The sequence below is a fragment of the Stakelama sediminis genome (genome assembly GCF_014199335.1).
Classification (GTDB): Bacteria; Pseudomonadota; Alphaproteobacteria; order Sphingomonadales; family Sphingomonadaceae; genus Sphingomonas; species Sphingomonas sediminis.
This window is the reverse complement of sequence record NZ_JACIJI010000004.1, coordinates 136,156-163,099: the sequence shown is the minus strand read 5'-3', so window position 1 is coordinate 163,099 and position 26,944 is coordinate 136,156. Positions and strand designations below refer to the sequence as shown.

Annotated in this window: 29 protein-coding genes; 18 read left to right on the top strand and 11 right to left on the bottom strand. The window is 62.2% G+C overall.

What is annotated here, in order from left to right; all coding sequences use genetic code 11:
* Positions 1 to 106 precede the first annotated feature (106 nt).
* The 4 genes from FHR23_RS11840 to FHR23_RS11825 all read right to left on the bottom strand — a co-directional run bounded on the left by FHR23_RS11840 (position 107) and on the right by FHR23_RS11825 (position 4,803).
* The gene (locus FHR23_RS11840; RefSeq protein WP_184004414.1) at positions 107 to 523 is read right to left on the bottom strand and encodes a DUF2147 domain-containing protein; all 417 of its coding nucleotides are present in this window, start codon (positions 521 to 523) and stop codon (positions 107 to 109) included.
* Positions 524 to 600: 77 nt separating this feature from the next.
* Positions 601 to 2,220, bottom strand: a complete 1,620-nt coding sequence (locus tag FHR23_RS11835; RefSeq protein ID WP_184004213.1) for a bifunctional GNAT family N-acetyltransferase/carbon-nitrogen hydrolase family protein — start codon at positions 2,218 to 2,220, stop codon at positions 601 to 603.
* 72 nt (positions 2,221 to 2,292) lie between these two features.
* Positions 2,293 to 3,957 (bottom strand): DNA repair protein RecN, encoded by a 1,665-nt coding sequence (gene recN, locus FHR23_RS11830; RefSeq protein WP_184004212.1) that lies wholly within the window; start codon positions 3,955 to 3,957, stop codon positions 2,293 to 2,295.
* A gap of 30 nt (positions 3,958 to 3,987) precedes the next feature.
* The gene (locus tag FHR23_RS11825; RefSeq protein ID WP_184004211.1) at positions 3,988 to 4,803 is read right to left on the bottom strand and encodes an outer membrane protein assembly factor BamD; all 816 of its coding nucleotides are present in this window, start codon (positions 4,801 to 4,803) and stop codon (positions 3,988 to 3,990) included.
* Positions 4,804 to 4,942: 139 nt separating this feature from the next.
* Between FHR23_RS11825 and FHR23_RS11820 the strand changes: the two genes are divergently transcribed.
* Entirely contained in the window at positions 4,943 to 5,773 is an 831-nt protein-coding gene (locus tag FHR23_RS11820) for a class I mannose-6-phosphate isomerase (RefSeq protein WP_184004209.1), read from the top strand.
* 3 nt (positions 5,774 to 5,776) lie between these two features.
* Here the strand turns inward: FHR23_RS11820 and FHR23_RS11815 are convergent, their stop codons facing one another.
* Positions 5,777 to 5,998: a hypothetical protein gene (locus FHR23_RS11815; RefSeq protein WP_184004207.1), complete on the bottom strand. Its 222-nt coding sequence runs from the start codon at positions 5,996 to 5,998 to the stop codon at positions 5,777 to 5,779.
* A gap of 139 nt (positions 5,999 to 6,137) precedes the next feature.
* Between FHR23_RS11815 and FHR23_RS11810 the strand changes: the two genes are divergently transcribed.
* The 7 genes from FHR23_RS11810 to FHR23_RS11780 are packed head-to-tail and all read left to right on the top strand — an operon-like array spanning position 6,138 to position 10,595.
* Positions 6,138 to 6,890, top strand: coding sequence for a hypothetical protein (locus FHR23_RS11810; RefSeq protein ID WP_184004205.1), 753 nt, complete (start codon positions 6,138 to 6,140; stop codon positions 6,888 to 6,890).
* 59 nt (positions 6,891 to 6,949) lie between these two features.
* Positions 6,950 to 7,324 (top strand): fluoride efflux transporter FluC, encoded by a 375-nt coding sequence (locus FHR23_RS11805; RefSeq protein WP_184004203.1) that lies wholly within the window; start codon positions 6,950 to 6,952, stop codon positions 7,322 to 7,324.
* Positions 7,321 to 8,415, top strand: coding sequence for an RluA family pseudouridine synthase (locus FHR23_RS11800; RefSeq protein WP_184004201.1), 1,095 nt, complete (start codon positions 7,321 to 7,323; stop codon positions 8,413 to 8,415). The genes FHR23_RS11805 and FHR23_RS11800 overlap by 4 nt, the downstream gene beginning before the upstream one ends.
* On the top strand, positions 8,415 to 9,014 hold the full coding sequence (locus FHR23_RS11795; protein ID WP_184004199.1) for an FMN-binding negative transcriptional regulator: 600 nt from the start codon (positions 8,415 to 8,417) through the stop codon (positions 9,012 to 9,014). Before FHR23_RS11800 ends, FHR23_RS11795 begins: the two co-directional genes overlap by 1 nt.
* Entirely contained in the window at positions 9,011 to 9,673 is a 663-nt protein-coding gene (locus FHR23_RS11790) for an HAD-IA family hydrolase (RefSeq protein WP_184004197.1), read from the top strand. The genes FHR23_RS11795 and FHR23_RS11790 overlap by 4 nt, the downstream gene beginning before the upstream one ends.
* Complete coding sequence (locus FHR23_RS11785) at positions 9,670 to 9,891, top strand: hypothetical protein (protein WP_343043126.1); 222 nt, start codon at positions 9,670 to 9,672, stop codon at positions 9,889 to 9,891. The genes FHR23_RS11790 and FHR23_RS11785 overlap by 4 nt, the downstream gene beginning before the upstream one ends.
* Complete coding sequence (locus tag FHR23_RS11780) at positions 9,888 to 10,595, top strand: ATP12 family chaperone protein (RefSeq protein WP_184004409.1); 708 nt, start codon at positions 9,888 to 9,890, stop codon at positions 10,593 to 10,595. The genes FHR23_RS11785 and FHR23_RS11780 overlap by 4 nt, the downstream gene beginning before the upstream one ends.
* 2 nt (positions 10,596 to 10,597) lie before the next feature.
* Here the strand turns inward: FHR23_RS11780 and FHR23_RS11775 are convergent, their stop codons facing one another.
* The gene (locus tag FHR23_RS11775; protein WP_184004195.1) at positions 10,598 to 11,455 is read right to left on the bottom strand and encodes a metal-dependent hydrolase; all 858 of its coding nucleotides are present in this window, start codon (positions 11,453 to 11,455) and stop codon (positions 10,598 to 10,600) included.
* A gap of 62 nt (positions 11,456 to 11,517) precedes the next feature.
* Here FHR23_RS11775 and FHR23_RS11770 point away from each other — a divergent pair, with 62 nt between their 5' ends.
* The 9 genes from FHR23_RS11770 to lptG all read left to right on the top strand — a co-directional run bounded on the left by FHR23_RS11770 (position 11,518) and on the right by lptG (position 21,232).
* Complete coding sequence (locus FHR23_RS11770; protein WP_184004193.1) at positions 11,518 to 12,108, top strand: TetR/AcrR family transcriptional regulator; 591 nt, start codon at positions 11,518 to 11,520, stop codon at positions 12,106 to 12,108.
* 47 nt (positions 12,109 to 12,155) lie between these two features.
* A complete protein-coding gene (gene obgE / locus FHR23_RS11765) occupies positions 12,156 to 13,196 on the top strand; it encodes a GTPase ObgE (RefSeq protein ID WP_184004191.1) in 1,041 nt (346 codons plus the stop codon).
* Positions 13,197 to 13,229: 33 nt separating this feature from the next.
* Positions 13,230 to 14,357 (top strand): glutamate 5-kinase, encoded by a 1,128-nt coding sequence (gene proB / locus FHR23_RS11760; RefSeq protein WP_184004189.1) that lies wholly within the window; start codon positions 13,230 to 13,232, stop codon positions 14,355 to 14,357.
* A complete protein-coding gene (locus FHR23_RS11755; RefSeq protein ID WP_343043125.1) occupies positions 14,354 to 15,259 on the top strand; it encodes an NAD-dependent epimerase/dehydratase family protein in 906 nt (301 codons plus the stop codon). Before proB ends, FHR23_RS11755 begins: the two co-directional genes overlap by 4 nt.
* 64 nt (positions 15,260 to 15,323) lie before the next feature.
* A complete protein-coding gene (locus tag FHR23_RS11750) occupies positions 15,324 to 15,569 on the top strand; it encodes an acyl carrier protein (RefSeq protein ID WP_184004187.1) in 246 nt (81 codons plus the stop codon).
* On the top strand, positions 15,569 to 16,831 hold the full coding sequence (spt, locus tag FHR23_RS11745; RefSeq protein ID WP_184004185.1) for a serine palmitoyltransferase: 1,263 nt from the start codon (positions 15,569 to 15,571) through the stop codon (positions 16,829 to 16,831). The genes FHR23_RS11750 and spt overlap by 1 nt, the downstream gene beginning before the upstream one ends.
* A gap of 48 nt (positions 16,832 to 16,879) precedes the next feature.
* On the top strand, positions 16,880 to 18,844 hold the full coding sequence (locus tag FHR23_RS11740; protein ID WP_184004183.1) for an ATP-binding protein: 1,965 nt from the start codon (positions 16,880 to 16,882) through the stop codon (positions 18,842 to 18,844).
* 103 nt (positions 18,845 to 18,947) lie between these two features.
* Positions 18,948 to 20,138 (top strand): LPS export ABC transporter permease LptF, encoded by a 1,191-nt coding sequence (gene lptF / locus FHR23_RS11735; protein WP_184004181.1) that lies wholly within the window; start codon positions 18,948 to 18,950, stop codon positions 20,136 to 20,138.
* Entirely contained in the window at positions 20,135 to 21,232 is a 1,098-nt protein-coding gene (lptG, locus tag FHR23_RS11730; protein ID WP_184004179.1) for an LPS export ABC transporter permease LptG, read from the top strand. Before lptF ends, lptG begins: the two co-directional genes overlap by 4 nt.
* Before the next feature lie 19 nt (positions 21,233 to 21,251).
* Here lptG and FHR23_RS11725 read toward each other — a convergent pair whose 3' ends face one another.
* Complete coding sequence (locus FHR23_RS11725; RefSeq protein ID WP_343043124.1) at positions 21,252 to 21,689, bottom strand: hypothetical protein; 438 nt, start codon at positions 21,687 to 21,689, stop codon at positions 21,252 to 21,254.
* Positions 21,690 to 21,767: 78 nt separating this feature from the next.
* Positions 21,768 to 22,886 carry a fatty acid desaturase family protein gene (locus FHR23_RS11720; RefSeq protein ID WP_184004177.1) on the bottom strand — a complete coding sequence of 373 codons (1,119 nt, stop codon included), beginning with the start codon at positions 22,884 to 22,886 and terminating at the stop codon, positions 21,768 to 21,770.
* A gap of 141 nt (positions 22,887 to 23,027) precedes the next feature.
* Here FHR23_RS11720 and FHR23_RS11715 point away from each other — a divergent pair, with 141 nt between their 5' ends.
* Positions 23,028 to 24,188 (top strand): GNAT family N-acetyltransferase, encoded by a 1,161-nt coding sequence (locus FHR23_RS11715; RefSeq protein ID WP_184004175.1) that lies wholly within the window; start codon positions 23,028 to 23,030, stop codon positions 24,186 to 24,188.
* A 289-nt stretch (positions 24,189 to 24,477) separates the two neighbouring features.
* Here the strand turns inward: FHR23_RS11715 and xth are convergent, their stop codons facing one another.
* The 3 genes from xth to FHR23_RS11700 all read right to left on the bottom strand — a co-directional run bounded on the left by xth (position 24,478) and on the right by FHR23_RS11700 (position 26,764).
* Positions 24,478 to 25,251, bottom strand: a complete 774-nt coding sequence (xth, locus tag FHR23_RS11710) for an exodeoxyribonuclease III (protein ID WP_184004173.1) — start codon at positions 25,249 to 25,251, stop codon at positions 24,478 to 24,480.
* Positions 25,252 to 25,262: 11 nt separating this feature from the next.
* On the bottom strand, positions 25,263 to 25,604 hold the full coding sequence (locus FHR23_RS11705) for a HesB/IscA family protein (protein WP_184004170.1): 342 nt from the start codon (positions 25,602 to 25,604) through the stop codon (positions 25,263 to 25,265).
* A 92-nt stretch (positions 25,605 to 25,696) separates the two neighbouring features.
* On the bottom strand, positions 25,697 to 26,764 hold the full coding sequence (locus FHR23_RS11700; protein WP_281377234.1) for a M23 family metallopeptidase: 1,068 nt from the start codon (positions 26,762 to 26,764) through the stop codon (positions 25,697 to 25,699).
* Between the last annotated feature and the right edge of the window lie 180 nt (positions 26,765 to 26,944).

The window sequence follows — 26,944 nt, the reverse complement described above, 5'->3', positions numbered from 1 at the left end:
CGAACCGAACACCGCTTGCAAAGGCAAAGAGCCTTTGCCGCGCGGCGTTCGGCCCGATCTGTTCGCCATTTGGGCGCCTCGACGGTGCCGTTTATGGGTTTACGGCCTAGCCGGCGGCGGTCCAGTGCTGGGTTTTGCAGAAAAAGGCGATGCAGCCCTTTACCTTCAGGCCATTCTGCCCGTCGCGTTCAAGGATCGAGCGATAGGTTTTGCCCTCCTCCGGACTGTAGATGCGCCCCTTCCACTCATCGCCATCCTCGCTGAACCCGGTCAGGATCATCAGCCCTTCCAGCGGACGGTCGCGCAGTTTCGGATCGGGATTGTTGGTATCTTTCGGGTTCGGGCCGCGATCGGATTTCAGAATCTGCGTGATCTTGCCGCAAATCTGACTGCCGCAATGGCCGATGGTGACGATCGCCTTCCCGTCCTCGGTCTTCCACTTGCCGGTCACGGGCTGGGCAGCAAAAGCGGCGGCAGGCAGCATTGCCGTAGCGGCAGCCACCATCAGGGCACGAAAACGCATCATACTCTCCTCACTATATTTCTGGCGAATATGATGCGTTTCAACGTGTTATGCCACCTAAAAAGCATGACCCGTCTTCAACCGCCGCCCGGTCCCTTGCCCTCCATCGGTGCGCGGGTGGGCATAAGCTGCTCCTCGGCTCGCGGCCCGCTGGTCCAGTCGATACGATACAGATCGAACCGCCGGTCGGTCAGGTTACGCACCGTCCCTTCCGCACGCGCCCAGGTAAGGTCGGCCAGATTGACGTCGGCAATGGTCAGCGCCTCGATATTCTCGCTCGCCTCCGCCGCGATGCCGTCGCGCGCAAAGGGGAAGTCGCACGGTGTCAGGATCGCGCTCTGGGCATATTGAATATCCATATTCTCGACACCGGGCAGGTTGCCGACATTGCCGCTCATCACCACGAAACACTGGTTTTCGACTGCGCGGGCCTGCGCGCAATAGCGCACCCGCATATAGCCCTGCCGGTTGTCGGTGCAGAACGGCACGAAGATGATCCGCGCACCCTCATCCACCAGCTTGCGGGCCAGTTCGGGGAATTCGCTGTCGTAACAGATCAGCACGCCGACAGGTCCGATATCGGTCTGGATCACATCAACGCTGTCACCGCCCTTGATCTTCCACCAATAGGCTTCGTTTGGCGTCGGGTGCAGCTTCTCCTGCGCATGAACGGACCCGTCGCGCAGGCAGACATAAGCGACATTCTGAATATCGCCGTCATCGGTGCGCGTCGGGTGCGATCCGCCGACAATGTTGATGTTATAGCTGAGCGCAAGGTGGCTGAGTTGCTCGACCAGCGGCTGGCGCCATTCGGTCAGCCGGTCGATCGCCTCCGCAGGCGATAGTTTTTTCTTTTCGAACGACAGCAGCGACAGCGTGAACAGTTCGGGAAAGACGATGAAATCGCATTCATAACTCGACGCGACATCGATGAAATATTCCACATTATGAATGAATTCGTCGAAGTTCTTCACAGCGCGCGCCTGCAACTGACAGGTGGCGAGCCGCACGCTTTCGATATCGCGCGGCACGCGATGCGTCGGCGGCTCGTTCGGATCGACATATGGGTTGCGCCACACCATATGCGCGGCGAACGCCATCGACTGCTTATCCTCCGGCAGATAGTTTTCGAGGATGCCGATCGGCTCGAACCCGTTGGAAAGCTGAAACCCGATCACCGGGTCTTTGATCTTGCCCTCGCGCACCTGCTCGACATAATCGGCCGGGCCGTCAACCTTTGCACGGTTGCGACGATAATTGGGCATTCGTCCGGCAAAGACGATCCCCTTCAGTTCCAGCCGCTCGGCGAGCGCGCGCCGCGCCTCGTACAGCCGTTTGCCGATACGCAGGCCCCGCTGATTCTTGTCGACCGCAAGCTCGAACCCATACAGCCAGTCACCCGTCGGGTCGTGGCGGCTGCCGAAACCGTTGCCGGTAATCCCTTCCCAGTCATGCGGGGCAAGTGCGACATGTTCGTCGATGCGTGAAGAGGCGCAATATCCGACGACCTGTCCTTCATACAGCGCGACGAACTGGCCATCGGGAAAGTTGTTGATCTGACCCCGGATCATGCCCGGCGTGTAATTCTCCACCCCCGAATAGACCGCATAGACCCGCCCGATCAGCGCCAGAATGCCGGGAATATCGCCGGGTTTCGCAGTCCGCACTTCCAGCTTCGCCGGTGTTCGTCTCGACATAATGCTCCTCTTCGTGATTGCGCGTCACCAACATAAGCGCATGGGCGGCATTTGCGATCCGCCGACTCGGAATCAGGCGGGTTCGAGCAGTCGTTCCGCCTGTGCGCGCGCCTCATCGGTGATTTCCGCACCCGACAGCATGCGGGCGATTTCCTCGCGCCGGGCGTCCGCATCCAGCGGAGTGACACCGGTGCGCGTGACGACGCCGTCATTGCTTTTGGCGATCAGCAGGTGGCGGCGTCCCCGCGCAGCGACTTGCGGGCTGTGGGTCACAACCAGCACCTGATTGTCGCTGGCAAGGCGCGCCAGCCGCTCGCCGATGGCGCTGGCGACCGCACCGCCGACACCGCGATCGATTTCATCGAAGATCAGCGTGCGTGCGCCGCCCTTTTCGGCAAGCGCCACTTTCAGGGCGAGGATGAAACGCGACAATTCGCCGCCGGATGCGATCTTGATCAGCGGTGCGAAAGGGGCACCCGGATTGGTCGAAATCTCGAACGCCACCCGGTCGCTGCCCGATGCCGTCCATTGTTCTTCGGGCAACGTCTCGATGGTCGTCCGGAAACGCGCCGCATCCAGCTTCAGCGGTTTGAGTTCGGCAGCCACCGCCGTGTCCAGTCGTTCGGCAGCCGTAACCCGCGCCTTATGCAACGCTTCCGCCTGTGCGCGATAGTCAGCGTGCGCGGTCTCCGCCGCCTGCTGCAAGATATCGAGCGCGCCCTCCCCGCCTTCCAGCTCCGCCAGACGCCTCGTCAGATCCTCGGTTAGTGCCGGCAAGGCATCGGGTTGCACCTGATGCTTGCGTGCCAGCCCGCGCAACGCGAACAACCGCTCCTCATCCGCTTCCAGTTGCGCGGGATCGAAAGCCAGCGCTTCGGCGGCCTCGTCGACACGTTCCTGCGCGCTCACCCCCTCGATAATCGCGCGATCGATCGCGGCCAGCGCCTCGGTCAGTGCTGGATGATCGTCTGAAACGCGCTCCAATATCCGCGCCGCCTGACGCAGGCGTGCCAGCCCGCCATCCGATCCTTCGAGCAGGTCGGCAATGCCCTGCAAATCGCCGGCAATTTTTTCCCCGCGCTGCATCGCCGCGCGCCGCTCGGCCAGTTCCGCTTCCTCACCCTCTACCGGGGCAAGCGTGTTCAGTTCCCCGACCGCATGTTCCAGCCATTCGCGGTCCCGCTCCGCTTCCGCCTGACGCGCCCGCGCCTCGGCCAATGCCTGCTCCGCCGCCTGCCAGCTACGCCAGGCACCCGCAACAGCCCTGCCGTCGATGCGGCCATAGGTATCGAGCAAGGCGCGGTGCCCGCGCGCATTGAGCAGGCCGCGCTCGTCATGCTGGCCGTGAATTTCGACGAGATACTGGGCGAGGTCGCGCAGAAGCCCGGCGGAAGCGGGCTGATCGTTGACGAAGGCACGACTGCCGCCATCCGCCTTCACCACCCGGCGAATCATCAGCGGCTCGCCCGGTTCCTGCACGATGCCGTTGTCGTTCAGCCGCTCCGCCAGCACACCATCGGCCGCAGGGGGAACGAAGCTGGCAGTCACCACCGCCTGCTCCGCGCCATGGCGGACGAGTCCCGAATCGCCGCGCCCACCCAGCGCCAGCCCCAGCGCATCGAGCAGGATCGACTTGCCCGCCCCCGTCTCGCCGGTCAGCACGCCCAGTCCTTCGCTGAAATCGAGGTCCAGCGCCTCAATCAGCACCACGTCACGGATGGAAAGCGCGGTCAGCATCGCCGTCCCGCCCAAAAGCCGAATGCCTGTTCAGGCACCCTTGCCGTCGGCGGCATTCGCCGTCTCGGCAGGAGCATGTTCGCGAATCAGCTTATAGGCACGCTGATACCAACTGCTGCCGGGGTAGTTGGCGCCCAGCACCGCAGCGGCACGACGCGCCTGCTGCTTCATTCCGAGCGCCAGATAGGTTTCGGTCAGCCGCATCAGCGCCTCGGGCACCTGGGTGGTGGTCTGATAATTTTCGACCACCTTGCGAAAGCGCATCGAGGCGGCGATCCAGTCGCCCTGCTGCTCGTAAAAACGGCCGACTTCCATATCCTTGCCGGCCAGATGGTCGCGCACGAGATCGAGTTTCAGCCGCGCATCGGCGGAATAACGCGAATCGGGATAGCGGCGAATCAGTTCGCCGAACGCGGCTTCCGCCATCTGGGTGTTCTTCTGATCCCGGTCGACGTCGGGGATCTGTTCATAATAGCAAAGGGCAATCAGATAATAGGCATAGGGTGCATCCTGGCTGCCCGCATGCGCAGCGAGGAAACGCTGCGCCGACTGAACCGACTTCGTATAGTCACGGCCCATATAATAGCTGAAAGCGCTCATAATCTGCGCACGACGCGCCCAGACCGAGAAGGGGTGCTGGCGCTCCACTTCATCGAACAGCGCGGCGGCAAGGGCGTAGCGCCCCTGATCCAGCCGTTCCTTGGCGGCGGTATACAGGGTGCCGACATCGCGAGCGACATAGGGAAGATCGGCTGGGCCGGTCTTGCGTCCGGCACAACCGGCGGTGAACATGGCGCCGGCCAGTACGAGACCGAGGGCAAGTGAACGGGACGAAGTCATACGCATGGCGCGGACATTAGCCGAGGCCGGTCGTTTCGAACAATGGTTTTCGTACCCCTTTTTCACACAAGTTTTCCGGGGTCGCCGACAACACGATAAAAAGCTATTTTCGTTTCGAAACCCCTCACTCATTGCGGAGGATCGTTTGACCGCCACACTGCTTACCACGTACCGGGTCGAAAAACCGTGGGGCCGCCATCAGTTATGGCCGGGTTTCGCTGCCCCGGAAGCCGGTTCCGCACCAGTCGGGGAAATCTGGTTTCAGGAACCGGGTGAGGCAACGCAGGAACTGCTCGTCAAATATCTGTTCACCAGCCAGAAGCTGTCGGTGCAGGTCCATCCCGACGACGATGCCGCACGCGCGGCAGGCTATCCATGGGGAAAGGATGAGGCATGGCTGATCCTCGACGCCGCCCCTGATTCGACGATTGCGCTCGGCACGCTGACGCCGATGACATCGGAGGAACTTCGCGCCGCCGCGCTGGACGGGTCGATCGAGCACAAGCTCGACTGGAAACCGGTCCGGGCGGGCGATTTCATCTATTCCCCGGCGGGCACCGTCCATGCCATCGGCGCAGGCATCACGCTAATCGAGATTCAGCAGAATGTCGATCTGACCTATCGCCTGTACGATTATGGCCGCCCGCGCGAACTCCACCTCGATGCGGGCGTCGCGGTGTCCGATCCACGCCCGTTCACACCCGCCCCGTCGCCCGGCAAAATCGCACCGGGACGGACATTGCTATGCGAAGGCCCGAAATTCGTGGTCGAACGCTGGGCGGGGGGCAAACGACGCATCGCCCTGCCCGATGCGATGACGGGTTGGCTGGTACCGGTACGCGGCGCGGGTACGCTGGGCGGCATCCCATGGAAGGGCGGGGAATGCCTGTCGGTCACCGGTACGACCATATTGCATGCCGATGCAGGCAGCGATCTGCTGTTCGCCTATCCCGGCAACACCCGCCTGCCCGGCTGAAGGTCAGAACAGGAAGCCACCCATCCACAACCGGATCACCGCGATCACCAGCACGAACAGGTTGAGATTGCGTCCGCCGTTACTGCCCGACAGGGTTCCGATCCCCGCCCCCAGAACGGCGGCGGGGATAACAATATAGTTGAGCCAGCCGAGCAGCGGCACCAGCGCCACCAGACCCAATGCCAGGGCCACCAGCCCGACCAGTGCGGATACAAGATTGAACATGGGAAGATTGTAGTCCGTGTGTATTATTCATTCAATACACCAATATGGGATGCTTCGACGCATTAACCATGCCTCTCGCAGGGATATTTACCTGCCATGCAGCACAAGCGCCCTGACAAGACGGGGAGCACACCGGGGAATGACCCGAATCATCGCTATTATCGTGACAATCGCCGGGGCGCTGGCGCTGACGGGATGCGACGGCGCCAGCCATCGTGCCTCGTCCGGCAGCGCCAGCATTACCGTCGCCGAAACCGCCCTGACCGATAATCCGGGCATTGCGGCGGCGCTTCAGAACCCGGTGATGACCGATTCGAGCCTTTCCGATAAAAGCAACGACACCGCCATTCGCCCCCCCGACCGGCCCCGCGCCGATACCGTGCCCGCTGACCGCGCTGCGCCAGGACCGGAGGCGACCATCGACACCGCGCAGCTGATGAAAGCCCCTCCGCCGGTTACCTCGGGCACCTGTCACCAATGTCAGGTCGCCCGCAATTCGCTGACGCTGGGCGCGCTGGCTGCGCAGCAACCCGATGAGCGCGCCGCCGGTTGCGCGGCCGACCTTCGCTATTCGGCAAGCTGGACCCTGCACCTGCCGAAAGGCGCGCCGTTATTTCCAGATGCGCGCGTGACCGAAGCGGCGGGCACGGACAAGGGCGTCTGCGCGCTTCGGGTGGCAAGTTTCTGGACTGCCACGCCGATGAAAACCGTGCTCGACTGGTATTATACGCGTGCGAAAAATGCGGGTTATAACGCTGAACATCGGGCGATCGGGCAGGAACATATTCTCAGCGGCATGCGCAAAGGCGACGATAGCAGCTATGCCCTGTTCCTGAAGCCGCGCAGCGGCGGCGGGACCGAGATCGATCTGGTGGCCAGCGGCGGAAGCTGAACCTGAACCCCGAGCTTTTTCGGTTCAATTTTTCGTAAAGCTGCGCTAACCGGCAGGCCATGCCGAATTTTATCTATGTCATGCTGGGCGGCGCGTTCGGAGCGGCCGGTCGTTACGGAATCGGAGTGCTGATGGGCCGCCTGCTGCCGGGCTATCCCTGGGGCACGCTGGTCGCCAATCTTCTCGGCGGCTTCCTGATGGGTGCGCTGATCGGCATATTGGCGCGGATGAGCGGCGGGCAGGAAACACTGCGCCTGTTGCTCGCCATCGGTTTTCTGGGCGGCTTCACCACCTTCTCCTCCTTTGCGCTGGACAGCGTCACGATGATTGATCGGGGCGCCTGGGGAGCGATGATGCTCTATGTCGCGGTATCGGTCACCGGATCGATCCTTGCGGTGATTGCCGGGATGGCGGTTACGCGCCTTTCCGCATGACAGATCCAACCTCCGATGTCCGCCAGTTCACGGTCAGAGCGGAGGATGACGGCATCCGGCTGGACCGCTGGTTCAAGCGCCATCTGCCCGAGGCGAATTTCAACACCGTTTCGCGCTGGGCACGCACCGGTCAGTTGCGCCTCGACGGTGCGCGCGCCAAACCCGGCGACCATATTGCCGCCGGACAGGTCATCCGCGTACCGCCGGCCGAACCGGTAAAGAACCCCCGCCCGAAACGCGAACGCCCGGCGCTGAGCGCGGAGCAGGTCGAATTTGCGCAAAGCATGGTCCTGCACCACGATGCCGAAGCGCTGGTGCTCAACAAGCCGCCGGGGCTGGCAACGCAAGGCGGCACCAAGACGACCGAGCATGTCGACGGCCTGCTCGATGCACTGACCTTCGACCGCGACGACAGGCCCAAGCTGGTGCACCGGCTCGACAAGGATACCTCCGGCGCATTGCTGGTTGCCCGCACCCCGCGCGCAGCCGCGTTCTTCTCGAAACATTTCTCCGGGCGCAGCGCCAAGAAGATTTACTGGGCGCTGGTCGTCGGGATGCCGGAAATCGATGACGGCATGATCGACCTGCCGCTCGCCAAGCAACCCGGCACCGGCGGCGAGAAAATGCATGTCGATGAGGAAAACGGCCAGTCGGCGAAATCGCGCTATCGTGTGATCGAACGGGCGGGCAATCGCGCCGCCTGGGTCGCGCTGCAACCGCTGACGGGACGCACGCACCAGCTTCGCGCGCATATGGCGGCTATCGGCCACCCGATCGTCGGCGACGGCAAATATGGCGGGCAGGCGGCATTTCTGACCGGCGGTGTCAGCCGCAAGATGCACCTCCATGCGCGCCGCATCCGCATCGACCATCCCGATGGCGGCAAGCTGGATGTAACGGCACCCCTGCCCGACCATTTCGCCGAGACGATGGACACGCTGGGCTTCGACCCCGCGCTGGGCGATCCGGTCGATTTCACCGACGCCCCGCCGCCCGCCGGTCGCGAGCAAAAGAAGGCAAAAGCCCGTGCCCATGCCAAGGCAGTGCGCAAGGAACGTCGGGGCGAACGCCGCAGCCGCGGACGCGGATAGTGCATCCCAATCAAGCCTTTCACTGGCAGGATCGCGATGCCATCCGGGCCTTTGTGGAGGAGGTCGGATTCGGCACGCTGTTCGCCGCCACCCCGGACGGCCCGCGCGTCGTCCATGTTCCGATGGTGTGGGACGGGCCGGATGCGCTGGCTTTCCACATCGCACGCGGCAATGCGCTGGCCCGCCATCTCGAGGGCATCAGCGCGCTGTTCGTCGTCAACGGGCCGGACGCTTATGTCAGCCCTGACTGGTATAAAGCGGGGCCGAACGAAGTACCGACATGGAATTATGTCGCGGCGGAACTGGAAGGACAGGTCCGTCGTCTCGACCGCGAAGCACTGATTGCGCAGATCGACCGGCTGACCGCGCGCGAAGAAGCGCGGCTGAACAAGCAGCCTTGGACTCGCGCGAAGATGGAGCACCGGCGCTTCGATGCGATGCTGGACGCAATCATCGGCTTTCGCCTGGATATTCAGGCATGGCGCGGCACCATAAAACTGAATCAGAACAAGCCCGAAGCCGCACGACTTGCGGCGGCAAACACGCTTGAACAGCATGGCCGACGCGCCATCAGCCACTGGATGCGAACCCTGCCATGACCACCAAACTCGCCCTTTTCGATTGCGACGGGACGCTGGTCGACAGCCAGGCAAACATCTGCATCGCGATGGAGGCCGCGTTCGGCGATGCGGGCCTGCCCTGCCCCGACCGCGCCGTCATTCGCAGGATCGTCGGGCTGAGTCTGGTCGAGGCGGTGGCGCAATTGCTGCCCGATGCCGATACCGCGCTGCACACGGCCATCGCCGGGGAATATAAAAACCAGTTCGTAAAGCTGCGCAGCACCGGCGGGATGCTGGCCGAACCGCTTTACGACGGAATTGCCGACACATTGACCGCGCTGGAAGATCAGGGCTGGCTGCTGGGCGTTGCGACCGGCAAGTCGGATCGCGGGCTGAACATCATTCTCGACCATCATGGGCTGAAATCGCGGTTCGTGACGTTGCAGACCGCCGACCGCCACCCCTCCAAGCCGCATCCGTCGATGATCGAAACCGCGATGGCCGATGCCGGTGCCTCACCCGAAACCACGGTGATGATCGGCGACACCAGTTTCGACATGATCATGGCAGTGGCGGCGGGCGTGCACCCGCTGGGCGTTGCATGGGGCTACCACGCGCCTGACGAACTGGCCGAAGCGGGCGCGCGTCACGTCGCAGGCCATGCGCGGGAAATTGCCCCGCATCTGGAGGCCTTGTGAGCAACGATACCCGCAAGGCGCGCAACCGCTTTCTGGTCATCACGCTGGTACGTGTCGCCGGAACCGCAGGCGCGTTGTTCGGCCTGCTGCTGTTCGCACGCGCGCACGTTGTTGTAGACAAGGTGCTGGGCATCGCGATCGTACTGGCAGGGCTGTACATGATCGCCGTCGTCCCGCGCGCGCTGGCGCACAAATGGCGCAGCCCGCCCGAACCATGAAGCGCTTCTGGAAAAGCGTCACGATCACCCAGGTCGAAGGCAGCGGATACGGCATCGCGCTGGACGAGCGCCCGGTACGCACACCGGGCCGGGCGCTGCTGCACGTCCCCGCTCCCGCTCTGGCCGACGCGATTGCCGAAGAATGGCGCGCGGTAGCGGACGAACTCGATCCACGCGCGATGATCCTGACCGGGCTGTCCAATGCCGCGATCGACCGGGTCGCACCCGATCCTGCGACTTTCGCCGCAGGGCTTGCCGTCTATGGCGAGAGCGACCTGCTTTGCTATCGCGCGGACTCCCCCGATGAACTGGTGGCGCGTCAGCAGGCACTATGGGAACCGCATCTGGAATGGGCGCGCACCCGCTATGACGTGCATTTCGCCCGCGCGACCGGCATCATGCACGTCGCTCAGCCTGACGAAACGGTGACGCGCCTGGCCGAAGCAGTAATCGCGCGCAATTCCTTCACACTGGCCGCGCTGTCGCCGATCGTCTCGCTGACCGGATCGCTCGTCCTCGCGCTGGCATTGGCGGAAGGTGCCGCCGATGCCGATACGATCTGGACCGCCGCCAGTCTGGACGAGGAATTTCAGGCCGGACAATGGGGCCGTGACACGCTTGCCGAACAGGCCCGCGCCGACAAGCGCATTCAGTTCGACGCCGCCGTGCGCTTTCTGAAGCTGCTCGATCCGGATCGGTCCTAAGGTCAGGCTGCCTGCGGATGCGGCAGGCGTGCGGCCGCATATTCGCTGTCGACCAGCCCGATCAATTTCCGGTCGTCATGGTTCCACGGATGGAAGCCGGGCAGGAAGAAGGACAGCCACGCACCCAGAATCTTGCGCGCCATGCCGGGGTTGCCAAAGGCATAGCGGAACAGGCGCCATTTCACGCGCGCACCGGTCAGCCCGTCCTGCGCCAGCAGGTCCAGCATCCCTTCGGTCCGCTTGCGCAGGAAGCGCAGCGTGACCATCAGCATCACCAGCGACTTCACTTTCCATCGCTTCCACCGGCTCCAGTCGCGCGTAGCGTGCAGCCAGGTGTCATAGGCGACGCCCTTATGCTCAATCTCCTCGATCGCGTGCCAGCGCCACAGCTTTGCGGCTTCCGGGTCGGCACCCGCCAGGTGGCGCGGATTGTCGATCAGTTCATGCGCCAATATCGCGGTAAAATGTTCCAGACACATGGTCGCGGCCAGACTGCCGATGGCAGGGCGCGACCGGCTGTCCGCGATATCCTCTTCGACGCGCGCTTCCAGCCGGGAAATATCATAGCCCTGATCGGTGACATGCCGGTTAAAGGCGACATGCTCGCGCGTGTGCATCACTTCCTGTTTGATGAAAGCGGCGATTTCGCGGTCGAGCCGCGGCGGAGTGCCTTCCCGGAACCTGCGCACGCTGTCGATAAAAAAGCCCTCGCCGCGCGGAAAGGTCACCGACAAGGCGTTGTAGAACGCAGTGGCGACCGGATCGTCGTTCAGCCACCAGCGGCGATAGGCACCGTCCCGCCCGAACCGGCGATCCCGCGGCGTGATCGTCAGATCCGCAGGAGTCTTTGCGTTCGCCACCAATTTCCTCCAATAGGTAAAATACACTATCAGCAGCGCTGTAGATAAGATTACTTACATCAATGTCAATAGTACGCAAACGCCTCAGCCCGGAAGAATCGCGCATCGCCGCACTGGAGGCCGCGCGCGCGCTGTTGATAGAGGAAGGACCGCAGGCGCTGACCCTGAAGGCGGTGGCCGCCCGTATCGGGCGCACCCATGCCAATCTGCTCCACCATTTCGGCTCTGCCGCCGGACTGCAAAAGGCGCTGATCGCCAGCATGGCTGATTCTATCACCGCGAAGATCGGCGCGGCCGCGCTCAAGGCGAAACAGGAGGATCAGAACCCGCGAGAGGTCGTTGACCTGACCTTCGACGCTTTCGACAAGGAAGGCGCAGGCGCGCTGGCGAGCTGGATGATCCTGTCGGGCAATCACGATGCGCTCGACCCCATATTGGAGGCGATCCACCGGCTGGTCGACGATCTGGCCGACGAACATTCGGACCGAAAGATGCCGCTCCACGAAGAAACGCTGCAACTGGTGCTGATGGCGCTGGGCGATGCGTTGCTGGGCGCCCCGATGGCGCGTGCGCTGGGGCTGCCGCGCGACAAGGCGCGCGACCTTGCCTGCGCCTCGCTGTTCGCCTCCCGCCAGACGGAAACTCTCGGATAAGCGCGTACAGCACTGGCGAAATCGTCAGCGGTTGCTAGATAGCCCTCATGCATTTTCTCGATCAGGCCAAAATTTACGTGCGATCCGGGACCGGCGGCCCCGGTGCTGTGAGTTTCCGGCGCGAAAAATATATCGAATATGGCGGCCCCGACGGCGGTGACGGCGGCAAGGGCGGCGATATCGTGTTCGAAGCCGTGCCCGGCCTCAATACCCTGATCGACTTTCGCTATACTCAGCACTTCCGCGCCCAGCGCGGCAAGGGTGGCGCGGGTCAGAACAAGACCGGTGCCGGCGGCGACGATCTGGTCATCAAGGTGCCGGTGGGCACGCAGATACTGAGTGAGGACAAGGAACATGTCCTGCTCGACTTCACCAAAGCGGGCGAGCGCAAGATATTCATGCGCGGCGGCGACGGCGGACGCGGCAATCTGAGCTATAAAAGCTCGACCAACCGCGCGCCGCGTCAGCACGGCACCGGCTGGCCGGGGGATGAGGCATGGGTGTGGCTGAGGCTGAAGCTGCTGGCCGATGCCGGGCTGGTCGGCCTTCCCAATGCGGGCAAATCGACCTTCATCAACGCCGTCACCAATGCCAAGGCAAAGGTCGGTGCCTATGCCTTCACCACCACCCGGCCCCAATTGGGCGTGGTCCGGCACAAGAGCCGCGAATTCGTGCTGGCCGATATTCCCGGCCTGATCGAAGGCGCGGCCGATGGCGCGGGGATCGGCGACCGGTTTCTGGGTCATATCGAGCGCTGTCAGGTGTTGCTCCATCTGGTCGATGCGGAAGGGACGGACCCCGCAGCGGCTTATCGCGTTGTTCGCGATGAGCTGGAAGCCTATGGCGCAGGTTTAACCGACAAGGTCGAAATCGTCGCGCTGAACAAGGCGGACCTGCTTGACGACGAACTCACCGCCGCGCTGGGCGCCGAACTGTCGGCCGCAAGCGGTGCGGAAGTGTTTCCGATTTCCGGCGCCACCGGTCAGGGCGTCGATGCGGTGCTCGACCGGCTGATCGAGGCCATAGAGCCGCCGGAACAACTGAACGAAGACGACGATGGCGACACGCTGGAATGGTCGCCCGTCTGATATGGATTTGAACACAATAAAAGGAGGCCCGGTTTGAACGAAGCGGACCGCTTTTCGCCCGAACGCTGTCCCCGGCTGATTATCAAGGTCGGATCGGCCCTACTGGTCGGCAAGGACGGTGAAGTACGACGCGACTGGCTGCGCACGCTGGCTGCCGATATCGGCGAACGCAAGCGTGCAGGACAGGAAATCGTCATCGTCAGCTCCGGCTCGATCGCTATCGGCGCGCGTCGGCTTGGCCTGCCCGGCGGCGGGCGCAACAGCCTGGAAGATGCGCAGGCTTCTGCCGCGCGCGGCCAGATCGCACTGGCGCAGGTCTGGGCGGGCGTGCTTGACGAAGAGGCGCTGGATGCCGCGCAGGTGCTGGTGACGCTGGGCGATCTGGAGGATCGCAGGCGCTATCTGAACGCCTCGGCAACGCTCAATCGCCTGCTGTCGCTCGACGTCATTCCCATTGTCAACGAAAACGATACCGTCGCCACCGAACGCATCCGCTTCGGCGATAATGACCGGCTCGCCGCGCGCGTGGCGCAGGCCTGTGGCGCCGACGGGGTGATTCTGTTGTCCGATGTCGACGGTCTGTATGACAAGAACCCCACCCATTATGACGATGCAAAGCTGATCCCCGTCGTTCGCGAAATCGACGGCGAGATTGAGGATATGGCCGACACCCGCTCCGCGTCCGGCATGGGGTCCGGCGGCATGGTATCGAAGATCGAGGCGGCGCGCATCGCCACCACCGTCGGTGCTGACCTTGCCATCGTTTCCGGTAAGGCGATGAACGCGCTGCAACAGTTCGAACAGTCGGGGCACGGTACCGTATTCATCGGCGAAGGCACCGCGACGGCGCGCAAGGCGTGGCTGGCGGGCGGCCTGACCGATGAAGGCGTGATCGTCATCGATCAGGGCGCGGTCAAGGCGCTGGAACATGGCAACAGCCTGCTGCCTGCCGGGTGTCTGCGCATCGAGGGCGAATTTACCCGCGGCGACATGGTGTCGATCGTCGATTCGAAGCACAACAAGATCGCCCGCGGGCTGGTCGAATATGATTCCGATGACGCGATTCAGATCGTCGGTCGGCGCAGCGAGGATATTCCCCGCATTCTGGGCTATGCCCCGCGTTCCGCGCTCGTCCATCGCAGTCATATGGCGGTGCTGTGACAGGCATTGCGATGACGGGCGGCACCGGCTTTGTCGGCAGCCGTCTGATCGCACTGGCAAGACAGGCGGGATACACGGTCCGCGCCCTCACCCGGCGCCCTCAGCCCCCTCGCGTCGGGGTCGAATGGATCGACGGCTCGCTGGAGGACGCCCCTGCCCTCGCCCGGCTGACGGAGGGTGCGGACGCGGTGATACACGTTGCCGGCGTCGTCAATGCGCCCGACCGTGCGGGCTTCGAGCAAGGCAATATCGAAGGCACGCGTGCCATGCTGACCGCGGCGCACGAAACGGGTGTGCACCGCTATATTCAGGTGTCGTCGCTGGCCACGCGCGAGCCCGGCCTGTCCCGATATGGCTGGTCGAAGCACGAAGCGGACAAGCTGGTACAGGCATCCGGCCTGAACTGGACGATCGTTCGCCCGCCCGCAATCTATGGCCCCGGCGACCATGAACTGCTGGAGATTTTCCGGCTGGCCAAGCACCGGCTTGCACTGCTGCCTCCCACAGGGCGGCTGTCGGTCATTCATGTCGACGATTTGTGCCGCCTGTTTCTGACGCTGGTCGAAAGCGACCCCGGCCAGGTGATTTTCGAGCCCGATGACGGTGTTGCCAACGGATGGTCGCACAAGGCTTTCGCGCGGGCGGTTGGCAGAGCGCAGAACAAACGCGTGCTGACGCTTTCCCTGCCCAGATCCGCGATGCTGGCGGGCGCCGGGATCGACCGCATGATCCGGGGAAAGCAGGCGAAGCTGACCCGTGACCGGGTTTCCTATTTCTGCCACCCCGACTGGGTGAGCGCGCCTGCACGCCATCCCCCGCAAAGACTGTGGCAGCCCAAAATCGACACGCCGCAGGGGCTTGCGGACACGGCACGATGGTATCAGGACAACGGACTGCTATAGAGCGGTCGAAAAGCCGCCGCATTTGCTTGGCATCGGCGAACGACGCAATCGAAGAAGGACAGTTATGAGCGACCGGCAGGAAGTTTTCGACAAGGTCAAAGGCCTGATCGAACCGTTCAACAAAAAGGGCGTGGATCTGACGGAATCGACCAGTTTTGCGGGCGATCTGGAATGGGACAGCCTGACGGTGATGGATTTCGTCGCCGCCATTGAAGACGAATTCGACATCATCATCACCATGAACATGCAGGCCGAAATCGAAAATATCGGCCAGTTGGTCGATGCGGTAGAAAAACTCAAGGACGCCTGATGACCGAAGCCGGACAGACTGCCGACGCCCTCCCCATGGATTCGCAGGCCGTAGCCCCCGAACGCGACCTGATGAGCAAGTTCGACTCGCTGATCGCCGAACGGCAGGCGCTGCTCGATTCAGGCGTCACCGATCCTTTTTCGATCGTCATGGATCAGGTGAAGTCGCCCACCGTTGCGGTGATCAAGGGCAAGGAAACCATCCTGCTCGGCACCTATAATTATATGGGCATGACCTTCGACCCCGACGTTATTCAGGCGGGCAAGGATGCGCTGGAGCAGTTCGGATCGGGCACCAATGGCAGCCGGATGCTCAACGGCACCTTCCATGATCATATGGAAGTGGAACAGGCGTTGCGCGATTTTTACGGCATGTCAGGCGCGATCGTATTCTCGACCGGCTATATGGCCAATCTGGGGATGATCTCCACACTGGCGGGCAAGGGCGAATATGTCATCCTAGACGCCGACAGCCATGCCTCGATCTATGACGGTTGCAAGCAGGGCGTCGCCGACATCGTGCGTTTCCGCCACAATGACGTGAACGACCTCGACAAGCGGCTGGGACGCCTTCCCGCCGATGCGGGCAAGCTGGTGGTGCTGGAAGGCGTCTATTCGATGCTCGGCGACATCGCGCCGTTGAAGGAAATGGTCGCGGTCGCGAAAAAACACGGCTGCATGGTACTGGTCGACGAAGCGCATTCGATGGGCTTTTTCGGCCCCAACGGCCGCGGCGTCTATGAAGATCAGGGACTGGAAGGCCAGGTCGATTTCGTCGTCGGCACCTTTTCCAAATCGGTCGGCACCGTCGGCGGTTTCTGCGTGTCGAACCATCCTAAGTTCGAAGCGATCCGCCTCGCCTGTCGCCCCTATATCTTCACCGCCAGCCTGCCGCCCAGCGTCGTCGCGACCGCCGCGACCTCGATCCGCAAGCTGATGCACGCGCATAACAAGCGCCGGCATCTGTGGGAAAATGCCCGGCGTCTGCATGGCGGGCTGACGGAAATGGGCTTCCGCCTCGGAACCGAAACGCCGGACAGCGCCATCGTCGCGGTCATGCTCGACGATCAGGAGCAGGCCGCAGCGATGTGGCAGGCGCTGCTCAACGGCGGGCTGTACGTGAATATGGCACGACCGCCTGCAACACCGGCGGGTACCTTCCTGCTGCGTTGCTCCCTTTGCGCAGAACACAGCAGTGAGCAGGTCGACACCGTTCTCGGCATGTTCCGCGCAGCCGGGGAGGCAGTCGGAGTTATCCGGTAACACCCCATCTTTCCACGAGTCGCCGCTTGACGTAGAATTATCGGTGTAATGTTCGGACAAGCCGCATCACCAAGTGAATCCGATAAATGGCGCACCATCCTGATGGTGATGGTGGCCGTGCTCGGGGTGGCAGTGCTGGTCGGGCTGATCCTGATCCTGCGAGAGGCCGACCGGCAGCGCGATCGCGCACTTGCCTGGCAATCGCACAGCTATGAAGTGATGGTGCTTGCGCGATCGCTGTCGGAAACGACGGCGCAGGCCGAAGCGTCGCTGGGGCGCTATGTCATCAGCGGTGAACGGAGCATGGGCCAGATTTATTCGCAAGAATGGCAAAAGGCGGGCTTCCAGATCGACCGGCTGGCCATTGCGACCGATGACAATGCGAGACAGGAACACAAAGTCGGGTTGCTGCGCGACGCATTCACGCTACGCGGTCAGGAACTCGCCCGCGTTGCATGGTACACGTTGCACGGCAAAAATCGCGAAGCCTATGCTTTTTTCAACAGCGCCCGCGACACACCCGCGCTGCACGAACTGACCAAACGCCTCAACGACTTTATCACGGGCGAGAGAGAGCTGCTTCGCGAACGCAGCGACAAAGCCAATGCGGCGGTGGCGCAGTCGACGGAGATTGCAGGGGTGCTGGGTCTGTTCGGCCTTGCCCTCATCTTCGCGGCAATCGCACTTGCCTGGGGTATAGCCCGCGCACGCGCAGATCAGGCCATCGCTACCGCCGAAGCCGATGTCGAAAGAGCACGTGCGGAAACCCTGTCGGAAGCGGTTAAAGAGGCCACCCAGAAACTGCATGCGGAGGCACGCGAGCGCGTAGCCGCAGAGGCGCGCCTGCGACAGGCGCAGAAAATGGAGGCAGTGGGACAGCTTACAGGCGGCATCGCGCATGATTTCAACAACATGCTGGCGGTCGTTCTGGGCGGCCTTGACCTCGCCAAAAGACAGATGGATCGCGGCACCGGCGATCCGCGCCGCCACCTCGACAACGCCATGGAGGGCGCCAGCCGCGCCGCCGCACTGACCCGTCGTCTGCTTGCCTTTTCGCGTGCCGATGCGCTGACCCCGGAGGCGGTGGAGCCGAACGGCGTGATCGACGGCATGTTCGACCTGCTGGAACGCACGCTGGGCGAACAAATTGCCATTCATAAGCAGGTTCATGCCTGTGACTGGCAGATCTGGGCCGATCGCAACCAGCTCGAGAATGCGCTGGTGAATCTGGCCGTCAATGCGCGCGATGCGATGAACGGCTGCGGAACCCTTCGTTTCACGACCGATTGCGTGGTCTTGCAATCGGGAGAAGTCGGACAATGCCCGGCGGGCGAATATGTCTCGATCGCAGTGACCGATACCGGCTGCGGCATGACTCCGGAAGTTCTGGAGCGCGTGTACGAGCCGTTTTTCACCACCAAGCCGGTGGGCAAGGGAACCGGGCTTGGCCTCAGCCAGGTCTTTGGGTTCGTTCGTCAGTCTCAGGGGGAGGTCGCGATCCGTTCCGCGCCCGGCGAAGGTACGTGCGTGACCCTGTACCTGCCGCGTCACATCCCTATGGCGGCGGACCAGCAACCTCCTGCGTCGGCGATAAAGGCAATATCTCCGAAGCCGGGCGAAGATCTGGATATTCTGGTCGTGGAGGATGACCCCCGCGTTTTGACGGCAACGGTCGATGCGCTTACTGAACTGGGTCACCATCCCGTCGCCTGCATCGATCCGCTGAAGGCGCAGGAAATTGCCGCCACCATGCCGAAGCTCGATTGCATCGTCTCCGACGTGCTGATGCCGGGCAGAACCGGCCCGGAAATGGTGGAGGAAATGAAGAATATCTATCCCCGCGCCGCCGTGGTGTTCGTGACGGGCTATGCCGGAGAGGAGGCCGACCGGCTGAGCCTCGCCGGGCATATCGTGGTGCGTAAACCGTTTACGATGACGGCGCTTGCCGACGCCGTACAGGATGCGGTCCACAGCCCTCCGCGCTCTCCCGATCGCATGGCGGCTTCCGCCTGATGCCGACAGGGGCTGACGGCGCCGAATGAGGGCGGTATAGGGGCGTAACCCGGTCGCACGAACGGGCCAGTCATACGTCAAACAAGGCACGTTTTTCCGGATCATGAAGTCGATCGATCGCTATATGGCCCGGCTGATCGCAGTGCCGTTGATTTCGACGCTGCTGATTGCGGCAATGCTGCTGGTCCTCGACAGGATGCGCATCCTGTTCGACTTCGTGGCAACCGAAGGCGGACCGATCAGCGCGGTATTCCGGATGCTGGCCAATCTGCTTCCCGAATATCTCGGTCTGGGTATTCCCATCGGCCTGTTGCTCGGTACGCTGCTTGCCTTTCGCAAGCTTGCCACCTCCTCCGAACTCGATGTGATGCGCGCAGTGGGGATGAGCTATGGACGGCTGCTGTTCATCCCCTATTGCTTCGCTGTAGTGCTGGCGCTCGCCAATCTGGCGATTGTCGGTTTTGTGCAGCCGCGTGCGCGCTACGGTTATGAACAGCTTCGCTATGAATTGCGTTCAGGCGCATTGGGCGCGTCGATCAAGGTCGGCGAATTCACCAGTTTCGGCAAAAAAATCACGCTGCGCATCGAACGCAGCCAGAATGGCGGGCGCGATCTCAGCGGTATTTTCGTCTATACGACGCCCAAACCCGGCAACTGGGTCGCGGTAACGGCGGAAAAGGGCGAATTTCTTGCCACCGACGATCCCGACACCATCATCTTCCGCCTGACCAACGGGACGCTGGTGCATTACGCGCCCGGTTTCGTCGTACCGCGCGTGTTGAGCTTCACCCACCACGACCTGCCGATCCCGTTGCCCAAACTCTCCAGTTTCCGAAAACGCGGTGACCGCAATCTGGAACTGACACTGCCCGAACTGGTGCGTGTCGGCCATGACCCCCATGCGTCGGAGGAACTGCGCGATTCCAGTCGGGCCAATTTCCATTTCCGGCTGGTCGAGGCGGCGACGATCTTCCTGCTACCGATGCTGGCGCTGGCGCTGGGCGTGCCGCCGAAACGATCCACCTCCGCGCTGGGCGTGTTCCTCGCGCTGGTGATGATCATCACCTATCACAAGATCAACGAATATGCGGAATCGATCGGCAGTCTGGGCAGAATTAACCCGATCCTTGCCTTATGGGGCCCGTTCGTGCTGTTCGCGGGGCTGGTGTTCTGGATGTACTATACGATCGCCTATGTCCCCGGCGGCCAGCCGATCAGCGCGCTCGAACGCTGGTTCGCCAAACTGGGCAAGATGATCGGCAAGCTGATCCCCAAACGGAAGCGCGCGACATGAGGATTCCGAACTTCTTTCCCTCGCGCACCGTAGCTTTCTACATGGGGCGGATGTTCCTGATCCGCACCTTCGCGATTGTCGCGGGTCTGGTACTGATTCTGCAAACGCTCGACCTGTTGAGTGAATCGGGCCGGATCCTGGCCTATCCCGGCAATGGCGATCCGGAAGTCTGGCGCTATGTCAGTTTGCGCACGCCGCAGATCATTGCCTTCGTGCTGCCCTTTTCGACACTGCTGGGCACGATCATCACCCTGTCGACGCTGAACCAGAATAGCGAGATTGTGGCCTTGCGGTCTTCGGGCCTGTCCGCGCATCAGGTGCTGGCCCCGCTATTGCTGGCAGCGCTTGGCGTATCGGCGCTGTCCTTTACCTTCAACGACCGCATCGTCACGCGCGCAACCGCCACGCTGGATCAGTGGAAGGACGTCGATTACGGGCCGATTCCGATCGATCGCGGCGACCGGACCAATGTCTGGGTGCGCGACGGCAACGATTTGGTTGAGGCCGCACAGGTCCACGGCAAGGGCGATGCCGTGCAGTTGCATGGTATTACCATTTATCAGCGTCAGGGCGGGTCGTTGCACTCGATCGTCATGGCGGACAGCGGCAAACGCACCGGCAACGCCTGGACGCTGACCGATGCGCGTCAGTTCGACGTGGGCAGCGACAAAGCGCAAAAGATCGGAACCATTCGCTTTGGTGCGAACATCCGGCCCGACCAGTTCACGCTTGCCAATGTCGATGCCGCGGGCATGTCGTTCGGCGGGCTGTCGCAGGCGATCGGAGAGCTGGAAAGCGCAGGCAGACCGACGGGGTCGCTGAAGGCCGAACTATGGCACAAGATATCCGATCCGCTATCGGCACTGCTGATGCCGTTGCTGGGTGCCGTCGCGGCGTTCGGCGTGGCGCGATCGGGCAAGCTGTTCGTTCGCGCGGTCATCGGCATGATGCTGGGCTTTGCCTATTTCGTCGCAGATAATTTCGCGCTGGCAATGGGGGACATGGGTGCCTATCCGCCCTTTCTGGCGGCATGGGCACCGTTTCTACTGTTCCTGCTGATCGGCGAATCGGTGCTGTTCCGTACGGAGGAATAGACGTCCGCGGCTCGATTGATCACCGGTGCTGAACGGACACGTCCTGTTTCAGCCCCTGAAGAGCGACCACCTTGCCCGCCTTGCAGACCGCAACCGCCGCCAGCCGCATCCAACGGAACTGGCCTCGCACCGTTTCGATTTCCGCATCCATCGTAAACCCGCGACGATGACGAATGGCGTGCGCGCGCAGTTGCTCCATGATGTCCCGGTCCCCGGATCGGTACAGCCCGACAATATCTCTGCGATCAATCGGGCTGCCGCGCTCCAGTCCGAAAAGATCGTAAACCGCATCCGACCAAACCAGCCGGTTATCGCGCAGATCGCAGGACCATGTCCCGATCACGCGCCCTGACGGCATACTATCCGCAGCCTGATGATGCGCATTAAGCCGCACACCGCTCTCGGTCATCGGCCAGCTATGATATAGCGCCAGCGGCTCCGGTAAATTCAACGGCACGGCCCTTTTCAAAAAGCCGTTTCGCAATATCGCCGATCCGTTAAAAACCAATAACCCGATACATAGCTGCTACGGAGTTCATTGCTTCCGGCTGTTGCGCGCCGCATTGCCCAGAATACGCCGTGCCACGACCGACAACCCGGCATGGTTCGCACCGTGATAGGCCGAATCCGGCTCCAGCGCCGCCATCAGGCGACGATGCGCTTCGCCCAGTGAATGATAGGGCACGCTCGGCAGCAGATGATGCAATGCGTGGTAACGCAGTCCCACCGGCGCCCAGAGGAAGGGCAGCAGGCTGGGCGGCGGCACATTGACCGAGTCGAGATATTGCGCGGTCACGCTCATCGGCTCGCCGTCCTCGTCCCATTCATTTTCCCACAGATGTGCGGCCAGCGTGCGCACCTGATTGATGACGGCCACGCCCGCCGACACTGCCAGCAGGATGGCAAAGACGCGCAACGGCATCACACCGGTCGCAACCATTGTCAGCAACGCAATCGCCCAGATACTCGCGGCGGCCTCTTGCCAGTGCCAGATGCGCCGCAGGTCGCCTTCGGGTGCGCGGCGACGGAATTTCGGATTGACCGCCAGCCCCGAATAGGCCGCGACGACATGCGCGCGCAGCTTCGGAAATACCAGCGACAGCGGAGCCAATATGCCGAACCGGATCAGCAGGCCGAGCGGCGCCAGTGCGGAAATCAGGATGAACCCGACCGTCGATCCCGGCTTCATATGCGACAGCGGCAGATATTCGGGGTCCTGCACGGTGCCATAGCGCGTGCGGGCATGGTGCAGGTTATGGACACCTTCATACATGAAGGACGGCACCAGCAGCGGTATCCCCACCAGCAGGTTCCAGCCCATGCGGAACCCCGGCATGGTCGAATGCTTCATGTGCGTCAGTTCATGAATGAACAGCTCGGCACGATACAGCGCCAGCACCGCAATGACCGCCGACAATATCGCCCAGCCCGTCGGCAACAGGATCGCGCCGACCAGCCCGGCATAGCCGACCGTCGCCGAAGCGATCATGTCCGGCCAGTAAATTTCCGGCCGTGCCTTGTGCAGGTCGCGTGACTGTTCCGCCGCCAGCCGTAACATCGCCTTGTCATCGGCAATGGTCTGCAACCGCTGCGGAGCCGCGGCAGGTGCCTTGCCATCGGCCCGGCGCCGGTCAAAGGAAAGGGTGGTATCCATGTGCGAAGCCATTGCCTAAAGATAGTGGCATTATGGTGGCATACCAGAGGCGGTTTTGTCACATACCGCCACTTGACATCGCCCCGCCAAGGGAGGACGGAAATGCCTCCCTCCCCCAAGGCAGCAAGGTCGCAACCGCCCGTGTCCAATCCCCCGACCATCACCATCCGCCCGGTCGCCAGCAAGAGCGATCGCAAGAAATTCGTCGACCTTGCCTATCGCCTGAACAGCGGCGACCCGAACTGGGTGCCGCCGCTCAAGAGCGAGGCGATGGAGGCCATCGATCCGAAAAAGAACGGCTGGTTCAGCCATGCCGAGGCGCAATTGTTCCTCGCCGAGCGCGATGGACAGGTGGCGGGCCGGATTTCGGCGCATCTCGACACACTGGCGCTGACCATGCCGCCCGAACAGGGGTTCGGTCCCGGCGTCGGATTCTGGGGACTGTTCGACGCCGAAGATGCCACGATCGGTGCGATGCTGATCGCTCAGGCCGAGGACTGGCTGCGCGGCAAGGGCATGACACGTGCGCTGGGTCCGGTCAGCATGTCGATCTGGGAAGAGCCGGGCCTGCTGATTCAGGGCTATGACCATTCGCCGACGATCATGATGGGCCATCATCGCCCCGAACTGCGCGGCTGGATCGAGGGCGCGAACTATCAGCCGGTCAAGCAGTTGCTGACCTATGAACTGGACATCACCCAGGAATTTCCGCCGATCGTGCAGCGCATCGTCGCTGCCGGAGAGCGCAACAAGCGGATCAATATCCGCAAGGTCAACAAGTCGAAATTCGACGAAGAGGCGGCGATCATCCTCGCCATCCTGAACGATGCATGGTCGGATAACTGGGGCTTCGTGCCGCTGACCCAGCCGGAAATCGACGATGTCGGCAAGAAGCTGAAACCCATTGTATTCGAAGATCTGATCCGCATCGCCGAACTGGACGGCGAACCGGTCGCCTTCATGATCACGCTGCCCGACCTCAATGAAGCGATCAAGCCGCTCAACGGGTCGCTGATGCCGTTCGGCTGGGCCAGGCTGCTCTGGTGGCTGCGCAAGCCCAAATGCACGACCATGCGCGTGCCGCTGATGGGCGTGGTGAAACGGCTGCAATCGTCGCGTATGGCAAGCCAGCTTGCCTTTATGATGATCGAATATATCCGCCGCGCCGCCACCACGCGCTATCATGCCACGCGTGGCGAAATCGGCTGGATCCTCGACGACAACCAGGGGATGGTCGCCATTGCAGATGCCATCGAGAGCAAGGTCAATCGCGTCTATCAGGTGTACAAAAAGACGCTTTAGGACCAATCGCCATTCAGCCCTGATGGCCTGCAAATGGCGTCTTTGCGTGCTTCCAGTGCTCACGTACTGAAAGTACGCTGCGCGCCGGGTCACGAAAATCCACCATTTTCGTCACATCATCTTCTGAATGGTGATTGGTCCTAAGCCAGCGCCCCATCCTCCCCTTGAAGGGGAGGTGGCAGGCCACAGGCCTGACGGAAGGGTGTCGCGTCATGCGATGGCGCGATTCCTCTCAACTGGCAACATCCCCCGGTGCCTTGTGCCACCTCCCCTTACTGGGAAGGGTTGCTTATTTTAATCTGACCCAGGTGGGGGCGTGGTCGCTCGCCTTTTCCTTGCCGCGATAGGCTTTATCGACACCGGCATCGACGAAACGATCCGCCGCCTGCGGGCTGAGCAGCAGATGGTCGATGCGGAACCCTGCGTCCCGTTGCCAGGCACCTGCCTGATAGTCCCAGAAGGTCCATACGCCGCCCGCCGGAAACCGTGTACGCAGGCTGTCGGTCCAGCCCTGACTGACCAGCGCGCGATAGGCGGCACGCGATTGCGGCTGCATCAGCGCATCGGACGCCATCGCTTTCACTGAAAACACGTCATCGTCATTGGGAATGACATTATAATCGCCCGCCAGCACCACCGGCTTTTCCTCGGCAAGCACATGCTCCGCGCGTTCGGCCAGCCGCTCGAACCATGCAAGCTTATAGTCGAATTTCGGTCCCGGCACGGGATTGCCGTTGGGCAGATAGATGGACGCGACGATCAGGCCCTCGACTTCCGCCTCCAGATAGCGGCTGTGCGTATCGTCGGGATCACCATCCAGCCCGCGCTGCCGCTCGACCGGATTGGTGCCCCTGGCCAGCACGGCAACGCCGTTAAACCCCTTTTGACCGTGCCAGATCGCCCCATAGCCGGCATCACGAATTTCCTTTTCAGGAAAAGTGTCGTCGGAGGATTTCAGTTCCTGAAGACAGACGATATCGGGCTGTTCGGCATCCAGATACTCGATCAGGCGCGGCAGGCGCGCCTTGATCCCGTTGACATTATAGCTGACGATTTTGGGCATGGGGGCGGGTTTTATACGGCGAAGCTGGAACCGCAACCACATCCGGCGGCTGCGTTCGGATTATCGACACGAAACGCTGCGCCCCCCAGCGATTCGACGAAATCGACCGAACAACCGCGTACAAGATCAAGGCTGACCGGATCGACCACCAGCGTCACGCCGTCGGTTTCTGCCAGACTGTCGTCCGGTTCCGGCGCATCGGCCAGTCCGAACTGATATTGAAATCCCGAACAGCCCCCGCCTTCGACCGAAAGGCGAAGGATTGCGGGCTTGCCCTGCCGTTCGGCAATCGCGGCAACGCGTGCGGCCGCCGCAGGGGTCAGGCGGATATCGGATAGGGTGGTTTCAGCCATGATCCATACATAAGAAAAGCGGGCGTCGACAACAAGCCGCGCCCGCTCCCTCGCCTATACGGAGTAATCCGCGCCGACCTGACCCATCCGAATCAATCGGCGGCAGTGTCGCCCTTGCCGGGGCCACCCATTGCAAGCTGGCGGTTCTTTTCCGCGCGCGCCTGCACCGCAGCCAGATAGCTTGTGTCTTCGAGATAAGGTTTCGGGTTGACCGCATGGCCGTCAATCCGCACCTCATAATGCAGATGCGGCCCCGTCGAACGCCCCGTCGATCCCATCAGACCGATCAGTTCGCCGCGGTGAACCCGCGTATGATCCTTGACCAACACCTTCGACAAATGGCCGTACCGGGTCTCGATCCCGCGTCCATGGTTGATTTCCACCATATTCCCATATCCGCCCGCACGACCGGCACGATCGACCATGCCGTCGGCGGTGGCGTAGACGGGGGTACCCACGGCACCGGGAATATCCACGCCCGGATGCAGCGCTTTGGTGCCGGTGAACGGATCGGTGCGGACCCCGAAATTGCTGCTGAAGGTCACATGCTTGACCGGCTCGCTCGACGGAATGGAGATCACCGCCTGTTCCAGCGAGTCGAGCTTTTTCCATGCCTGAAACAGCTTACGGAACTGAACGCCTGCGGCTGCCTGCGCCTTTTCTTCCTTGATGCTGACCGGTTCATAGGGACCGCCCATCGCCGGAACCAGCCGGTTCGGGGACAGGCCCAGCTTTTTCAGATTGGCCGCCGTCTTGCTGTACCGTGCTTCGGCCTGCTGCCGCGCTTTGATCGCAAAGTTGACCTGACGGCTCTCGACGGCGTGAAACGGCGCCACTACGCTTCTGGCATCGCTGTTGGCCAATGCCAGCGGCCGTTCCTCGGAAATCTTTGCAAGCTGTTCGGGATTGCCGCGACCGGAAAGGACCGCTGCGATCATCGCCTGACGCTGCTCCACCTGAACGGCGTGTGCTGCCGCGGCCTTGCGCACGGCGGCAACGTCGGCCTGCATCGTTTTCACGCGTGAATGCATACGGGCAAGCTGCGCCTCGGGCGACTGGTCGCCGACCAGACCGCTTGCTGCGATCACACCTGCCGTCGCGGTTGCCGCGCCATAGGCGGAAAAACACAGCGTAATTCCCGCCACTCCGGTCATCAGCATCTGCGCCCCTCCGCTGATGCTGAACCGCCGAAGATCGCGACCGTCATGAAAGATAAAATCACGAGTTTTGAAAAAAGAACGGAACCCGGAAAGCCCCGATGCGTTAAGTGTCGAAATTGCGTTGCTGCTCATTATACCTCAGCGACCAATTTTTTGTTCGCAGCCGTCGTGTTCGTGCAG

Excerpts from the sequence above, each read along its gene's own strand:
- FHR23_RS11780 (WP_184004409.1), top strand. The coding sequence starts at position 9,888 with ATGAAGCGCTTCTGGAAAAGCGTCACGATCACCCAGGTCGAAGGCAGC.
- recN (WP_184004212.1), bottom strand. The coding sequence starts at position 3,957 with ATGCTGACCGCGCTTTCCATCCGTGACGTGGTGCTGATTGAGGCGCTG.
- obgE (WP_184004191.1), top strand. The coding sequence starts at position 12,156 with ATGCATTTTCTCGATCAGGCCAAAATTTACGTGCGATCCGGGACCGGC.
- FHR23_RS11740 (WP_184004183.1), top strand. The coding sequence starts at position 16,880 with ATGTTCGGACAAGCCGCATCACCAAGTGAATCCGATAAATGGCGCACC.
- xth (WP_184004173.1), bottom strand. The coding sequence starts at position 25,251 with ATGCCCAAAATCGTCAGCTATAATGTCAACGGGATCAAGGCGCGCCTG.
- FHR23_RS11750 (WP_184004187.1), top strand. The coding sequence starts at position 15,324 with ATGAGCGACCGGCAGGAAGTTTTCGACAAGGTCAAAGGCCTGATCGAA.
- FHR23_RS11805 (WP_184004203.1), top strand. The coding sequence starts at position 6,950 with ATGCCGAATTTTATCTATGTCATGCTGGGCGGCGCGTTCGGAGCGGCC.
- FHR23_RS11790 (WP_184004197.1), top strand. The coding sequence starts at position 9,011 with ATGACCACCAAACTCGCCCTTTTCGATTGCGACGGGACGCTGGTCGAC.
- FHR23_RS11770 (WP_184004193.1), top strand. The coding sequence starts at position 11,518 with ATGTCAATAGTACGCAAACGCCTCAGCCCGGAAGAATCGCGCATCGCC.
- lptF (WP_184004181.1), top strand. The coding sequence starts at position 18,948 with ATGAAGTCGATCGATCGCTATATGGCCCGGCTGATCGCAGTGCCGTTG.
- lptG (WP_184004179.1), top strand. The coding sequence starts at position 20,135 with ATGAGGATTCCGAACTTCTTTCCCTCGCGCACCGTAGCTTTCTACATG.
- FHR23_RS11720 (WP_184004177.1), bottom strand. The coding sequence starts at position 22,886 with ATGGATACCACCCTTTCCTTTGACCGGCGCCGGGCCGATGGCAAGGCA.
- FHR23_RS11840 (WP_184004414.1), bottom strand. The coding sequence starts at position 523 with ATGCGTTTTCGTGCCCTGATGGTGGCTGCCGCTACGGCAATGCTGCCT.
- FHR23_RS11835 (WP_184004213.1), bottom strand. The coding sequence starts at position 2,220 with ATGTCGAGACGAACACCGGCGAAGCTGGAAGTGCGGACTGCGAAACCC.
- FHR23_RS11800 (WP_184004201.1), top strand. The coding sequence starts at position 7,321 with ATGACAGATCCAACCTCCGATGTCCGCCAGTTCACGGTCAGAGCGGAG.
- FHR23_RS11810 (WP_184004205.1), top strand. The coding sequence starts at position 6,138 with ATGACCCGAATCATCGCTATTATCGTGACAATCGCCGGGGCGCTGGCG.
- FHR23_RS11705 (WP_184004170.1), bottom strand. The coding sequence starts at position 25,604 with ATGGCTGAAACCACCCTATCCGATATCCGCCTGACCCCTGCGGCGGCC.
- FHR23_RS11700 (WP_281377234.1), bottom strand. The coding sequence starts at position 26,764 with ATGCTGATGACCGGAGTGGCGGGAATTACGCTGTGTTTTTCCGCCTAT.
- FHR23_RS11815 (WP_184004207.1), bottom strand. The coding sequence starts at position 5,998 with ATGTTCAATCTTGTATCCGCACTGGTCGGGCTGGTGGCCCTGGCATTG.
- FHR23_RS11825 (WP_184004211.1), bottom strand. The coding sequence starts at position 4,803 with ATGCGTATGACTTCGTCCCGTTCACTTGCCCTCGGTCTCGTACTGGCC.
- spt (WP_184004185.1), top strand. The coding sequence starts at position 15,569 with ATGACCGAAGCCGGACAGACTGCCGACGCCCTCCCCATGGATTCGCAG.